The organism is Haloarcula sp. NS06, assembly GCF_051122755.1.
Taxonomy (GTDB): domain Archaea; phylum Halobacteriota; class Halobacteria; order Halobacteriales; family Haloarculaceae; genus Haloarcula.
In genome coordinates this window covers 3,082,488-3,095,730 of record NZ_CP184844.1, presented here as the reverse complement: position 1 = coordinate 3,095,730, position 13,243 = coordinate 3,082,488, and the positions used below count along the sequence as shown (strand labels likewise).

General features: G+C 65.5%; 12 protein-coding genes and 1 pseudogene. 1 reads left to right on the top strand and 12 read right to left on the bottom strand.

Features of this window, described 5'->3' with window-relative positions; all coding sequences use genetic code 11:
• The first annotated feature begins 1 nt into the window (after position 1).
• The gene (locus tag ACODNH_RS19730) at positions 2-1,039 is read left to right on the top strand and encodes a YhjD/YihY/BrkB family envelope integrity protein (RefSeq protein WP_306707383.1); all 1,038 of its coding nucleotides are present in this window, start codon (positions 2-4) and stop codon (positions 1,037-1,039) included.
• Positions 1,040-1,046: 7 nt separating this feature from the next.
• On the opposite strand, the gene ACODNH_RS19725 is transcribed toward ACODNH_RS19730, so the two are convergent.
• The 12 genes and pseudogenes from ACODNH_RS19725 to ACODNH_RS19670 all read right to left on the bottom strand — a co-directional run bounded on the left by ACODNH_RS19725 (position 1,047) and on the right by ACODNH_RS19670 (position 13,121).
• Positions 1,047-1,679 carry a trimeric intracellular cation channel family protein gene (locus tag ACODNH_RS19725; RefSeq protein WP_306707382.1) on the bottom strand — a complete coding sequence of 211 codons (633 nt, stop codon included), beginning with the start codon at positions 1,677-1,679 and terminating at the stop codon, positions 1,047-1,049.
• A gap of 172 nt (positions 1,680-1,851) precedes the next feature.
• Positions 1,852-3,090 carry a P-loop NTPase gene (locus ACODNH_RS19720; protein ID WP_306707380.1) on the bottom strand — a complete coding sequence of 413 codons (1,239 nt, stop codon included), beginning with the start codon at positions 3,088-3,090 and terminating at the stop codon, positions 1,852-1,854.
• A gap of 2 nt (positions 3,091-3,092) precedes the next feature.
• Entirely contained in the window at positions 3,093-3,944 is an 852-nt protein-coding gene (locus ACODNH_RS19715; protein WP_306707378.1) for a HEAT repeat domain-containing protein, read from the bottom strand.
• Entirely contained in the window at positions 3,941-4,795 is an 855-nt protein-coding gene (locus ACODNH_RS19710; protein ID WP_306707376.1) for a phosphate ABC transporter permease, read from the bottom strand. Before ACODNH_RS19710 ends, ACODNH_RS19715 begins: the two co-directional genes overlap by 4 nt.
• The gene (locus ACODNH_RS19705) at positions 4,792-5,472 is read right to left on the bottom strand and encodes a molecular chaperone TorD family protein (RefSeq protein WP_306707374.1); all 681 of its coding nucleotides are present in this window, start codon (positions 5,470-5,472) and stop codon (positions 4,792-4,794) included. The genes ACODNH_RS19710 and ACODNH_RS19705 overlap by 4 nt, the downstream gene beginning before the upstream one ends.
• Positions 5,472-6,305, bottom strand: a complete 834-nt coding sequence (locus ACODNH_RS19700; protein WP_434530917.1) for an ethylbenzene dehydrogenase-related protein — start codon at positions 6,303-6,305, stop codon at positions 5,472-5,474. Before ACODNH_RS19700 ends, ACODNH_RS19705 begins: the two co-directional genes overlap by 1 nt.
• A gap of 92 nt (positions 6,306-6,397) precedes the next feature.
• The gene (locus ACODNH_RS19695) at positions 6,398-7,474 is read right to left on the bottom strand and encodes a 4Fe-4S dicluster domain-containing protein (RefSeq protein WP_306707370.1); all 1,077 of its coding nucleotides are present in this window, start codon (positions 7,472-7,474) and stop codon (positions 6,398-6,400) included.
• A complete protein-coding gene (locus ACODNH_RS19690; protein ID WP_434530916.1) occupies positions 7,471-10,329 on the bottom strand; it encodes a molybdopterin-dependent oxidoreductase in 2,859 nt (952 codons plus the stop codon). The genes ACODNH_RS19695 and ACODNH_RS19690 overlap by 4 nt, the downstream gene beginning before the upstream one ends.
• Positions 10,322-10,504 (bottom strand): hypothetical protein, encoded by a 183-nt coding sequence (locus tag ACODNH_RS19685; protein WP_007190098.1) that lies wholly within the window; start codon positions 10,502-10,504, stop codon positions 10,322-10,324. Before ACODNH_RS19685 ends, ACODNH_RS19690 begins: the two co-directional genes overlap by 8 nt.
• Positions 10,501-11,896: pseudogene (locus ACODNH_RS19680) on the bottom strand (cytochrome b). Before ACODNH_RS19680 ends, ACODNH_RS19685 begins: the two are co-directional and overlap by 4 nt.
• Positions 11,896-12,549, bottom strand: a complete 654-nt coding sequence (locus tag ACODNH_RS19675; RefSeq protein ID WP_306707361.1) for a ubiquinol-cytochrome c reductase iron-sulfur subunit — start codon at positions 12,547-12,549, stop codon at positions 11,896-11,898. The pseudogene ACODNH_RS19680 and the gene ACODNH_RS19675 overlap by 1 nt, the downstream one beginning before the upstream one ends.
• Entirely contained in the window at positions 12,546-13,121 is a 576-nt protein-coding gene (locus ACODNH_RS19670; RefSeq protein ID WP_170096340.1) for a hypothetical protein, read from the bottom strand. The genes ACODNH_RS19675 and ACODNH_RS19670 overlap by 4 nt, the downstream gene beginning before the upstream one ends.
• Positions 13,122-13,243: the final 122 nt, after the last annotated feature.

The following is a 13,243-nucleotide window of genomic DNA, read 5'->3' as shown; positions in this document are numbered from 1 at the left end:
TATGCGTTTCAGTCGCGTCCGCACGGAGGAGGTTCTGCGGGCTCTTGTTCACGAAATCAGGGCGGAACGACTCACGTTCATGGCTGGTTCGATAGCCTACCACGCCTTCCTGTCGATTCTCCCGCTGCTATTGCTGGTGTTGACCTTCGTCCAGCAAACGGAGAACGTCACGCTACGGGCCTCTGTCGTTGGCATCATGGAGGCCGTTTTGACCACACAGGCCAGCGGCATCATCCAGCAGGGGCTGACCGAGGCCGACGCATCCGTATCAGTGCTGGGCGTTGGCTTCCTCCTCTGGGGCTCCCTGCGAATTTTTCGGGGGCTGGACACTGCGTTCTCCGACATCTACGAAACAGGCGCGTCGAACACCTTCCTTGACCAGCTCGGCGACGGGCTGGTACTGCTTGTGACCGTCGCGGTGGTGATACTCAGTGCCAGCGCGCTCGGCAGCGTCCTGCCCGAGGCCGGGAGCGGCCCGCTGTGGGCAGTCGCAAGTGGGCTGGTCCGGGCCGCCGGCCTGTTCATCGTCTTCTATCCGATGTACTACATCTTCCCGGACACGGACATCTCGCCGCTTGAGATCGTGCCGGGTGTGGCCTTTGCTGCCGGTGGCCTCACGATTGCACAGGTTCTCTTCACGGCGTTCAAATCCGGCTCAACGGGCGGGAACATCATCGCCAGCATCCTCGTCCTGCTGAGCTGGCTGTACATTATCGGCCTGCTGATTTTGCTTGGGGCGGCCATCAACGCCGTTCTCTCGAATCGCTCTGCGGACGTGGATATCGACCCTGTCGTTGGCGACCATAGCCAGCAGCACACCGCTCGGGAGACGACGATGTCCCGTGAGGCGTTACTGGAAGAGATCGATACACTTGCCGACCGTTTCCAGCAGGCACAGGGGACAGTCACCGTCGAAGTCGCAGATGAGCGTACCGAAATCGACTGCCCGGAAACCGCGACTGTCGACCGTTCGTCGGACGTGTTCGGTCTGGACCAGTCGGTCGCGCTCACGCTCAGATGGTGGCCGAACGAGAAATAACGCCGTCCTACTGTGCGTCGCGTCGCTCCCATGCCTGTACCGTCGGGAGCGACCACCCGCGGCCGATGCCCAGCCCCCGGGCCAAAAGCACCGCGAGTGCGCACCCGGCCGATGCCACGCTGACGCTGACGCCAATCTGTGCCAGCGCCCAGAAGGTGAGGCCGCCGATAACCGCACATGACGCGTAGAAGTCCTCGCGGAGGATAAAGGGCGTCCGGCCCAACAGCAGGTCCGAGATCGCGCCGCCGCCCGCCGCGTTGACTGTCGCCAGCGCGACGACGGCGAACACCGGGAGGCCGGCCTGCTGACCCAGCAGTGCTCCAGTAGTCGAGAAGGCCGCCAACCCGATGGCGTCGGCCGTCAGGACGACGGGGTGCTGGTGGCCGTCGTCGAGGAAATGCACGAACAGCACAGCGGCGGTGACACCAAGCAGCGACAGGGCGACTTCGCCGGGTGACTGCAGGGAGTTCGGAACCCTGTTCAACAGCAAGTCCCGCGTCGTCCCGCCCCCCAGTGCCGTCATCACGCCGACAACCGTGACGCCGAACACGTCGTAGCGTTTTTCGATCGCCTTTGCCGCGCCGACGAACGCGAACCCGATCAGTCCGATAGCGTTCATCACGGCAAACGCGTCGGTCACGCTGCCCCTCCGACTCGCCTGGACCTGACACGTACGCGACCGCGCGCGAGTCGACCCGCCGCCACGAGTATAGCGGTCATTACCGTACTACTACGGGTGCGGACAATTATGCCTTTACTCCTGCGCTGGCGGCATGCTACTATCTGTCACTGCTTACTGCCAGCGACCATACCTACGGCTTGATTGTCTCCAGCACCCAGGCCTCGGGCGTTTCCCGGCGGACCTCGAACGGGTCGAAGGCCTCGCGTGGGGCTTCCGCGAGCTGGCCTAGGAATTGTCCGACCGGCGTCGGATCGCGGTCGCTGACGAGGACAAACGGCTCGCCGCTGTCCAGCGCGATGAACCGTTCGCGAACCCGATCTTTGCGCTCCTGTGGCGGCAAGTCCCGGATATCAGCGGTTGGGTCGACACGTACCTCGCCGGCGGTGTCGAGGGCGGACTCGACGGCGTCCCCGAGGTCGCTGACAGTATCTGGCACGTCGCCGGGTGCTGGTGTTCCCTGCAGGTCGTGTGAGAACGGGAGTTCGGCCAGCACTTCCGCATCGAGGTCCCCCAGCGCGTCGCCGGTGAACAGGTCGTTCGGTTCGCCACAGCAGTCACAGACGTACTCGGCCATGTTGACGACGGTTCCCAGGACCGGAACGTCGTTGTCACGGAACAGTTCGACGGTTCGGCTGGTGTCGCTGACGCTCGCGTGAAACGGCGTCGTGACGACGACCACGCCGTCGACGGGGACCTCCTGCAGCGTCGTCAGTACCACGTCACCCGTCCCTGGCGGCAGGTCGAGCACCAGTAGTTCGTCGTTACGCCAGGCGGTGTTCTCGAATAAGTCATCGAGCGCGTCGTGGGCCATCGCGCCGCGCCAGGCCAGCGGCGCGCCGCTCTCCATCAGGCCGACGCTCATCACGTCCATCGGGCCGGTCCGGACCGGGAGCGGGTCGCCCTCTTCGCTGGAGTGGACCGGCCCGCTCACCTCCAGCAGTTCGGGCACGTTTGGCCCGTGGATGTCGGCGTCGAACAGCGCCACGTCGTTGTCCGCGGCCAGTGCACAGGCCAGGTGAGTGGCGACTGTCGACTTGCCAACGCCGCCTTTCGCGCTGGCGACGGCCACGATGTGGTCGAACGACGCGACACCGGCGTGGTCATCGCTCGTCGGTGTCGTCCGCTCGACGTGGACGCTCTCGACGCCGTCCACGTCGTCGACCGCGTGGAGCATCGCCTGAACGACCTGCGTGCTCGTCTGGCCGTCCAGTGCGGTCAGGTCGGCTTCGATTGTTACCTCGCCATCGGCCGCGTCGATGTTCTCGACGAACCCTGCGTCGAACACGGAGAGGTCGGCGTTCGGGTCGCGCACGTCTCGCAGTGCGGCTTCGATACGGTCGGTCAGTGTGGTGGGCGTTCCGTCAGTCATCGTCAGAGGTCGGGCATCCGATTGAGTCTGTCTTCGCCGGGCAAGAGCCGTGCGTCGTTCTCCAGCGCGCCGCCGAACTGCCTTCGGAACCGTCCGGGGTCCGCTTCGAGTGACCGCTCGGCGGTCTGGCGGACTACCGTGGCCGGGTCGTCAGCGAGTTCGCGCAGTCGCTCGCGGGCGCGGTCCTCGTCGACGCCGCCGAGCATGTGGGCGGCCCACTCGCGGACCCGCTCGCTGTCGTCGCGGCTCTGCTCCAGCAACAGGTCGGCCATCGCCTCGCCGCGGAGTTTGAACAGCGAGATGGCCGCGTTGCGCCGGACTGCGTGGTGGTCGTCGTCGATAGCGGCCGCGATGTCGTCCTCGTGGGCCTCGCGGTCGACATTGTCGAGCGTGACGACGGCTTCCGCCCTGACCCACGGGTCGGGGTCGTCAAGCAGTTCCACCGCCACCGCTGCGGCCCGCTCGCCGCCGTGGGCCGTCAGTGCCTCGACGGCGAACTGCCGCACGTCGCTGTCGTCGTCGGTCGTTGCAGCACGGGCTAGCGCCGCCACGATTTCATCCGTCGTCGCCCGGTCTTTGAGTTCGAGGGCGGCGCGTCGGCGGTCGGTCTTCTCGCCGTGTTCGATGTCCGAGAGCAGCGACGCCACCGCGTCGTCCTCGACCGGTTCCGTGTCGCTGGCGGCCAGTTCCTCCGGCGTGGCCTCGCCGATTGTCACGTCCTCGCGGGACACCTCGATGTCTTCCAGCGCTTCGATGTCGGTATGTAGACCCGGACTGCGCTCTGGGTCCAGTTGCGGGTCCGGGTCCTCTTCGAGGTGCTTCTCGAACTCATCGTCGTCGTGACAGCCCGTCATTGCGCTCCCTCCTGTGCAGTGAGCACGGCGATACCGAGTGCGAACGGGAGCGCCCGCGGCAGCGATGCCGGAACGCCGGCGAACGCGACCAGCGCAACGCCGGCGAGCAGCGGCCATTGCCGCGTTCGGCTGGCCGCGCTGGCCGTCGTCACCGCACCAGCAGCGGCCAGTGCGACGACCGGCAGGCTCGTCCCGACAACGCCGGTTCCCGTGAGCGTGACCGCGCCAGTGACGAACGGGACAGCGCGACCGACGCTCAGGACGACGGCGAAGGCGGCGAGGCCGCCGAGTACCGCGCCCCAGTCCGCCGTCGACAGCGAGCGCCAGTCCGTCGCGGCGAACGCCGGCGTCGACGCGATCCCGAGCAGCGCCACGGTCGAGGCGACCGGCCGGAGGCCCGTCAAGCCGCCGACGCCGCTTGCCAGCCCGATGCTCAGCGCCGCGACGAGCAGGGCGACAGCGGCGGCCGAGACAGGAACCAGCCGTCGGCCCGCGACGGCGGCGACAGTCGCCGTCCCGAGGACGATTGCGGCGGCCGCCGGGAGCGCCGCTGCACTACTGAGTAGCGACAGCAGGCCGAACACGCCGACGAACAGCAGGCCGATGCCGGTGAGCGGATCGGCGTCAGTGACGGCGACGACAACTGCTGCGGCGGCGACGACGGTCGTGGACACGCCTGTCGCCAGCCCGGGTGAGACCGGGACACCCGCGTATCCCGGCGCGTTGACGAACAGCACGGCGAAGTACCGGGCGGCAACCGCGACGGCCGCAACGCCGACCGATATGTTCGCCAGCGAGTGGCTTCCGCCGGCCAGTAGCGGTCTGACCCGCTGCTGTAGCGCCGCAGTCATCGCTGCTCCTCCAACCGTGTTGCGAGGTCGTTGCGGTCAGCTCGGACGAACGCCTCAAGCAGTTCGCCGAAGCCGCCGTAGATGTCGGTTCCCGGTTCGTCGGCCAGTCGGTCGGCCACACCCGTAGCCGCGTGGCCGAGGTGTCGATCGTGGAAGTCCAGCCGAGCGATCGCGGCGTCCTCGCCGACGGCGGCTTCACGGCGGGCCAGGTAGCCCGCGAACTCCAGCTCGTAGGTCAGCGCGTCGTGGTTGTCCCGCTGGTCCTGGTCGATCTCCAGGCCGTAGTGGCTGTAGGCCCGCGAGAGGTCAAGGTTCACGTCGTTCCAGGAATGGTCCGGCCGGTATTTGGACTCGTACAGCGGGACCGGCGGCCCCTCCGCCTCTAGCGAGCCGTCTGTCCGGTCCGTGTACTCGCTGTAGCCGAGTTCGAAGATGTCGTTGTAGCGGGCCGCGAGCGTCTCGTAGTCGTCGTCAGTGGTCAGCGCCGGGGTGGCCACATCAAGGCCTGACTGGTCGAGACACGCTCTCAGGTCAGCTTCCAGCGTCCCGTCGGCTGCCGCGCTATGGAACGATTCCTCGGGGTACTCGAACGCTTTCGCGAGCGTCGCGTACACTGCACCGCGGGCGGCGGCGTCCTCGTCGAGGTCGTCCATCGGGTCGGTTGGCGTGGTTGCCATTACTCAGCCCCCCGCGTGCGGTAGATACCAAAGCTGGTGACGCCGACGACGCCGACGATAGCGATGCCGGCGAGGGTCCACAGCAGCGTCTCGTAGGGCGGACCTTGCGGGCCGCCGCTGAACGGGTAGTAGTGCCACTCGCTGACCGCCTTCTGTCCCGACCGCTCGCCGTTGGAGCCGTTCCAGACGGCGAAGGCCACGTCGAGGTCGCCGTCGGTCCGCAGGTCGGTCCGGTTCTCGCTTGGTGCGTCAAGTTGGCGCGAGTAGACCACCGCCCAGGTGGCGTTTCCGCCAGTGCCGGTGTAACTCGCGTTCGTCCGGACGGTCGGGTTTTCGAACGGCGTGGTTGAGCCTGCGCCGCCGGCCAGCAGTTCCTGCGTCCCGGTTGATCCGCTCCAATACCAGACGTTGACCCGGTTATCCGGGCCGCCCATCGCTATCGGCGGCCGGGAACTCGTGTTCGCCGGGAACTGGACCGCGACCGCGTCGGCGAACTCCCGTGTGGCGCTGGCGTTCCTGTCCCGTGTCGCGTCGTGCCACTCCAGCCGGACGTACAGCCGCTCGTCCGTGCGAGCCGCTTGCACGTCGACCGTCTCAACAGACGTGTCGTCGGCGTTCGGGACGCTACTCGGGGCGCTCGCAAGCGGCACGTCCGAGGCCGGGACCTCCGCCCAGCCGCCGGCGTTCGGTTCGGCGAGGTCGGCCGTCGATACCTCCGAAACCGGGATTTCGTGTGCTGGCCGGGCGCTCACCATCGGTGCGGCCATCGTCGAAACAACGATGAGCGCCGAAAGCACCGCCGTGAGTGTGAGTGTGCGTCGGTGGTCAGCCATCGTTGACCACCTCCTGAGCACGCTCTGGCACAGTCAACTGGGGCCGCTCGCGGGCATCGCCCGCTCGCGTTTCCGAGCCGCGTAGCGGCTCGCTACTCATCGTCGAAGACCTCCAATCGGTACTGTTTGGCCGGGTTTTTGTCCTGTAGCAGTTCCATCAGTTCGCTGTCACCACCCTGACGAACGCGCTGCCGGTGGGCGTCGATAGTGTCGAGCGCTTCGTCGACGCCGTCGCCGAACAGGTTCCGGAGGTACTGGCGGGGAATCCGGTCGATATCGACCGTCTCTCCGTCCTCCGTGTGCTGACCGGGCGCGAAGGGTGGGATGTAGTAGACGTTGGGCTGGGTGCGGAACTCCGGATGGAGCGGCAGGGCCACTTCGTACTCATTGACGAGCTTGTGGATCGGGCCCTCTTCGTCGTCGAGGAAGCCGACTAGCCGGAGCTGTGGCGGACACTCCTCGGCACAGGCCGGGGCGAACGTCTCCCCCTCAGGGCCCTCACCTTCGATGCGGGGGTAACAGAAGATGCACTTCTCTGATTTCTTCGAGACGGTGTTGTAGTACACCTTCTTGTACGGACACCCCTCGACGCAGTACCGGTAGCCCCGGCAGCGGTCCTGATCGACGAGGACGATGCCGTCCTCCTGGCGCTTGTACAGCGCCGAGCGCGGGCAGGCCTCGACACAGGAGGGGTGGGTACAGTGGTTGCAGATGCGCGGAAGGTAGAAGTAGTAGCTGTTGGGGTACTCGCCGGCTCCCTGGTCCTCGTCCCAGTTCGGCCCCCACTCCGCGCCGTCGCGGGGCCGCAACGGCTCGTCACTGCCCTCGTACATGATTTCCTCGTGGTTGAACTCCCAGGCGCGGCCGTAGTCCTCCTCGTCGGGAATCTCGCCGGGCGAGCGGTCCGAGTGCTCGCCCGATTCCCAGCCACCGCCGGAGTCCTCCCAGCCGCGGGGGTAGCCCTCGCCGGGCTTGGTTTCGACATTGTTCCAGTACATGTACTCGCTGCCGCCGTCCTCCGTCCAGAGGTTCTTGCAGGCGATTGTACACGTCTGGCAGCCGATGCACTTGTTCAGGTCCATCACCATCGCGACCTGGTGGTCGACGCCGTCGGCGACGTTGACCAGCGTGTCCTCCTCGCCCTGTTCGTCCTGTTGGTCGGTACTCATTCGGTGTCACCTCCGCTCGGTCGGATATCGACACGAACGTCGCTGTTGACCCCGGTCGGCCCCCAGTAGTTCGGGAAGAAGTGCAGGTGTTCCCCGGTGTCTTCCGGATACTGGACCAGCTGGGTCGGTTTCATGTACATCGGGACGAGCGTGTTGAAGTTGTCCCGGTCGGGGTACTGGAACTTCTCCCAGGAGAAGAAGTGCCGGACCGTCCCCGGTTCGCTGGAGGGGTAGATCTTCGCCTGCACCTCGACGCTCCCGAGGTCGTTGTACACCTCCACGGTGTCCCCGTCCTCGATGCCCCGCTCCTCGGCGTCCTCGGGGTTGATATACACCACGGGCTCGCCACGCTGGAGCCTGAGCATCTTGGTGTCGTCACGCCACGTCGAGTGGATGGACCAGCGACCGTGGGGCGTGTTGTACGACAGCGGGTAGTCACCGCCGGTGTTCTCGGGCCCTTCCTTGTGGGTCGGCAGCTCCTCGCCGAGTTCGAGGTACCAGTCGTGGTCGATGTAGTACTGCTGCCGGCCGGTGAAGGTCGGCCAGGGGTTCTTGTCGTGGACGTAGTCTTGCCACGGAACGTACGCCTCGCCGTCTTTGATGTCGGAACTCCAGTGGTCGCCAGCTTCGAGGAACCGCTGTGGTTGCTCGTCGATGTCGTCGAAGGTTATCTGCTCGTCGCTGCCCTCGGGATTCGTCTCCTCCGAGTGTTCGAGGATGAACTCCGCCGCGGCTTTGTCCTCAACGAGCCCTTCTTCCTCACCGGTCTCCCAGTCCCGAACGTAGTCGTCGTAGATGGTCGTGAGGTCAATGGTCCGGTCGAACTTCCGGTCCTCGATGGGCTCGACATCGCGCTCTTGGGCGCGTTCCTGTATCTTCTCGGCAAGCAAGCGGAATATCTCCCAGTCGGTCTTGGCCTCGCCGAGCGGTTCGACGGCCGGCGTGAACGGATGCACGTACGTGTGCATATCCGTCTCCGAGAGGTCGTATTTCTCGTAGTGGCTGGCCGCCGGCAGGACGATGTCCGAGTACATCGCCGTCGAGTCCATCCGGAAGTTGATGTCGACGACGAGGTCGAGTTTGGGCCAGAGCTGCTCTTCGAGTGCGACGTTGCCCTTGGCCTGGTTGAAGTAGTTCCCCCGCCAGACGAACATCGTTGACGGGTCCGGTCGGCTCCCGTTGTCCCGCTCCTCGGGATAGACCGGCATCCATCCCTTATCGATGGACTCGCGTATCTTCTCTGCGGTGTCCGGGTCCGTGTTGTCGAGGATGCCCGCGTGGAAGTAGGTCCACAGTGTCGTCGGCACGCCGCGGACGTTCCCGGTCGGGAACGAGAGCACCTTCCAGCCATGGAACGACCAGATTTTCTCCTGTCCCACGTAGTGGTCCAGCCCGGTGCCGGGGTCGCCGAGATTGCCCGTCAGCGTCACGAGCAACTGGATGGCACGGTTGCCCAGGTCGTTGTGGTACCAGTCGTTGACGCCCTTGCCGTGGATGATTTTGGCGGCGTCGGCCTCGGCGAACTCGCGGGCGATCCGCTGGTAGGTGTTCTCGCCGACGCCGGTTTCCTCGTGGACGACTTCGGGCGTGTACTGGCTGAGTTCGTCGGTGAGGTTCTCCCAGACCGAGCGGACCGCGATACTACCCTCGTCGGTGTCGACGCTCCGCTCGACCGATAACTGCGGGTCGAAGTCGAGTTCGATGCTCTTCGAGTGGTCGTGCTGTCCGTCCCGCTCGCCCAGCGAGCCGGGCGCACGACGGAGGTTCCCGTCGGCGTCAACCATGACGAACACCTTGTCGGGGTCGTCGGCGTCCTCGGCAAGGCCGACCTCGCTTGCTCGGAGGAACTTGCCGGTGTCCTCCCGGACGAGCAGCGGCATGTCGGTCTGTTCTTTGAGATGATCCTCGTCGTGCAGTCCCTCTTCGACGATTGTCTGGGCCATACCTAGCGCGAGTGCGGTGTCGCTGCCGCCGTGGGGTGAGAGCCACTCGTCGGTGTGGATAGCCGTCTGTGAGTAGTCAGTGAAGATACCGACGCGCTTTGCACCCTCGTAGCCGGCGTCGAGGAAGTACTTCGCGTCGGGGATGCGCGTGACGTTGATGTTCGACCCCCAGGCGATGATGTAGTCCGAGTTGTGCCAGTCGGCGGATTCGGCGTTATCCGTCTGGGTGCCCCACGTAATCGGCTGGCCCGGCGGCAGGTCCGAGTACCAGTCGTAGAAGCTGTGTGAAACGCCGCCGAGCAGATTGACGAGCCGGCTCCCGCTGGCGAAGGAGACCGGCGACATCGCCGGAATTGGGGTGAACCCCGAAATCGCGTCGTACCGGCCCGCCTCCACCTCGTCGATGACGTGGTCGGCAATCTCGGTGAGCGCTTCGTCCCAGCTAATCCGCTCCCACTGGCCCTCGCCGCGCTCGCCGGTGCGACGCAGAGGGTGGAGCACGCGCTGGTCTGCGTTGACGTAGTCCGTGTAACAGGCCCCTTTCTGGCAGCCCCGCGGGTTGGGGTCCGGGAGGCTCTCGTCGAACGTCGGGTAGTCACCGGCCTGTTCCTCGCGCCAGACCTGTCCGTCCTTGACGTAGACGTTCCACGAACAGGAACCGGTGCAGTTGACGCTGTGGGTCGAGCGGGCGACGGAGTCCCAGTCCCACTCGTCGCGGTAGAGGTCCTCCCAGTCCCGGTAGGGGTAATTCCCGATGGGGTCGTCGACCGCTTCGAGGCCGTCCATGCCGTCGTCGGCGAAGGACAGCCCCGTCGCACCCAGTAGCGACGCGGCACCGAGGCCGCGCACGAAGTCGCGGCGACTGATTCCCGCACTGTTCGTTTCGTCGTCGGTCAGGTCGTTTCTACTCATTGGTGATGAACACTGTCGCAGTCGCGCAGGCAGTGCCGGCCACGGCCAGCGCGATGCCGGCGAGCGTGCTACCCCCGACTTCGAGGCCGGCGGCGACCAGCACGAGGCCGACCAGCTTGCTCGTCGTATCCAGCAGGCGATACTGTCGCTCAGTCAGTTCGACGTTCGCAGTCATCCGTCTCCCTCCGAATCGGTTCGCTCCGTTTTAGCAGCGGCCGAGCCGCCGTCGGCGGCCACGTCGCCCTCCTGTGACGGCGTGGGCTCGCCGTCGCGCAACAGGAGGTACGTGATGCCGCCGAAGATGGGGGGGACGATGAGCAACGCGGCCGTCAGGATGGGGTTGACTACGTTCGTCGTCGTCCCAAGCACTTGGTCCGCGAGGATGTTGTTCATCCCCGCGATGGAGGCGATCATGATGAACGCAACGGCGGCCACGCCCACACCGGTCTGCCAGGCCCGATCCAGTGGGTCTGCGGTGAAGTGGACCGGCCCGGTCCGGTCGATGAACGGCCAGACGGCGACTGCGGCAAACACCAGCCCCGGGAGGACGATGCCGCCGATGAACTCCCCGTTGATGTGAGCCGGGCCGATGCTGAAGCTGATCTGTGGCAGGAGCTTCAGGAAGCCGTACACCCACATCAGGAACCAGTCTGGCATGATGAGTTCCGGCGTGGACGCGGGGTTGTTCGGGCCGTATTCGGCGACGTTGTGGACCGGCAGCAGGCCCGCAAGCGCCGATAGTGTCGCCGCCGTGACGAAGAACACCACCGCGGAGACGGCGGCTTGATTCGGGAACGCCGGCAGGCCGATGATGATGTCGTCGTTCTCTTCGTCGACGGACTGGCGGCCGGTCGTTACGTCCCCGTCCCGCGGGGCCTCGGTGTGTTTCTGCCGGATGAGGATGGCCATGTGGACGGCCAAGCCCACGGCGATGGCCGCTGGTATCACGAGGATGTGCAGGAAGTACAGCCGTGGGATAGTGGCACTACGACGGGAACTCACCCCCGAACACCACTTGGCCGAGGAAATCACCTAACAGGGGGATGGATATCGTGAGGTTGTAGCCGATGCCCGTCGCTGTGGCAGCGAACTCGTCGAACGGTAACGCGTAGCCGGTGTAGGCCGCGCCCATCGAGAGGGCTGCCAGGCCAGTGCCGACGATCCAGTTCGGCTCCCGCGGGTTGCGGTATGCGCCGGTGAAAAACACCCGTAACATGTGCAACCCTATTGAGGCGACAAAGAGGTGGGCCGCCCAGTGGTGGAGCCGGCGAATGAACATCCCGAAGGGCACGTCGTAGGTGATGTGCAGCACCGAGACGAACGCTTCGGGCATATCCTGGCCCTGGAACTTCTGGACGCTGCCGTCGTACTCTACGTCGGAGGTCGAGGGTTCGAAGAAGAACCCGAGGAAGACCCCCGACAGGATCAGGAGGAGGAAACAGAACAGCGCCACCTCGCCCAGCAGGAACGAGTCCTCTGCCGGGAACGCCTTGCCGAGGAACCTCTGGCCGTTCTCTAGGTCGAGACGCGTGTCGAACCAGTCGTAGACGGCTTCGGCGCGGGACATCACTCACCCCCCGGGCCGATTGGCCCTTCGAAGTCGCCGGTGGCGACGAGGAATCCGTCGCTGGTCACCGTAATCGGAAGCTGCGGGAGCGGTCGTCCCGGCGGGCCGCCGCTGACCGCCGCCCCTTCCAGAACGTTGAATTTCCCGAAGTGGCAGGGACAGACGACCAAGTCCTCCTCTCGGTCAGAGACCATACAGCCGGCGTGGGTACAGACCTTCGAGAAGGCGGCGTAGCCGCTGACGGTGAACCCCTCCGAGATGTCGCTGCCGTACTCGGACTCGGGATAGCGCACCAGCAGCGTCGGCGCGTCTTCAATGCCGGGCCGGGGCTCCGGGAACACGGTCATGTGCTCGCCTTCGGAAAGTCGGCTTTCCGTGATTCGCTCGCCCTTGCCGTCGACGAGGTGGATGCCGTCGGAGTACACCGGCCCCTTGTACCCTCGCTCGAACACCTGTGTAGTGCTGGCAAGCGGTGCGGTGAGGCTGGCGACGGCGGTCAGACCGCCGACGGTCGCGAGGAACTTCGCGAAGTCACGGCGGCGGAGTTCTGCGCGGGCGTCCCCATACAGTGTGGGAGACGTCCCGGTTGCCCCGTCACACGAGCAGTCGTCGCCCTGTTCCTCGTCGTCGTCGGGTTTCGGATACTCTATCATTCGTGCCCCCTGAGTTCGGCGACTTCGACGTGTGGCATGAACCAGGCATAGTACGCGACCGTCGAGAGCGCGAGCGAGAGGAACATCCCGGTCGCGTACAGCCCGAAGTACTGGGTGCGAGCGAGCGTGAGGTACTCGCCGGTGAACAACGCCGCGAAGACGATAGAGAGGACTGTCAGCCCGCTCATGGCGACGAGTCCCTCTATGGCGTCCGAAGCGTCGTGGTACTCGACAACCCAGCGGTGCTCCGTGTTGAGCCACGGCAGCGAAACGGTCCCGCCGTCGGTGACCGGCTCGGCCTCGTCAGGCGGCCGGACAGCTCTGTTCATGAACTGATGGGCGGCCGTCAGCACGCCCACGAGACCGAACAGGGCGACCCAGACGACGACACCGACCTGGCTCGGTGACAGTTTGTTCGGCGTCTCTACCGGGCTATCCAGCGGCCGGATGTCGCTGACGCTCTCGTCGATAGCGATCTCCTCCGACGGTGGTTCGCCGTGCAAGGCGACGTACCACATCGGCAGCAACACCGCTGTTATCAACAGACCGATGAGTATCGTGTTGCGTCTCATAATCTTGTAGTATCTCGGTTCGCCAGCGATTCGAACGGCTATCTGTGTCGCTGTATTCGGGGTTTGTCCCAGCACCCCGATGAACTGCCAGCCCGACATCTTAGGCCCATTATATGGCGGTT

Excerpts from the sequence above, each read along its gene's own strand:
- ACODNH_RS19730 (WP_306707383.1), top strand. The coding sequence starts at position 2 with ATGCGTTTCAGTCGCGTCCGCACGGAGGAGGTTCTGCGGGCTCTTGTT.
- ACODNH_RS19720 (WP_306707380.1), bottom strand. The coding sequence starts at position 3,090 with ATGACTGACGGAACGCCCACCACACTGACCGACCGTATCGAAGCCGCA.
- ACODNH_RS19715 (WP_306707378.1), bottom strand. The coding sequence starts at position 3,944 with ATGACGGGCTGTCACGACGACGATGAGTTCGAGAAGCACCTCGAAGAG.
- ACODNH_RS19710 (WP_306707376.1), bottom strand. The coding sequence starts at position 4,795 with ATGACTGCGGCGCTACAGCAGCGGGTCAGACCGCTACTGGCCGGCGGA.
- ACODNH_RS19705 (WP_306707374.1), bottom strand. The coding sequence starts at position 5,472 with ATGGCAACCACGCCAACCGACCCGATGGACGACCTCGACGAGGACGCC.
- ACODNH_RS19700 (WP_434530917.1), bottom strand. The coding sequence starts at position 6,305 with ATGGCTGACCACCGACGCACACTCACACTCACGGCGGTGCTTTCGGCG.
- ACODNH_RS19695 (WP_306707370.1), bottom strand. The coding sequence starts at position 7,474 with ATGAGTACCGACCAACAGGACGAACAGGGCGAGGAGGACACGCTGGTC.
- ACODNH_RS19690 (WP_434530916.1), bottom strand. The coding sequence starts at position 10,329 with ATGAGTAGAAACGACCTGACCGACGACGAAACGAACAGTGCGGGAATC.
- ACODNH_RS19685 (WP_007190098.1), bottom strand. The coding sequence starts at position 10,504 with ATGACTGCGAACGTCGAACTGACTGAGCGACAGTATCGCCTGCTGGAT.
- ACODNH_RS19675 (WP_306707361.1), bottom strand. The coding sequence starts at position 12,549 with ATGATAGAGTATCCGAAACCCGACGACGACGAGGAACAGGGCGACGAC.
- ACODNH_RS19670 (WP_170096340.1), bottom strand. The coding sequence starts at position 13,121 with ATGAGACGCAACACGATACTCATCGGTCTGTTGATAACAGCGGTGTTG.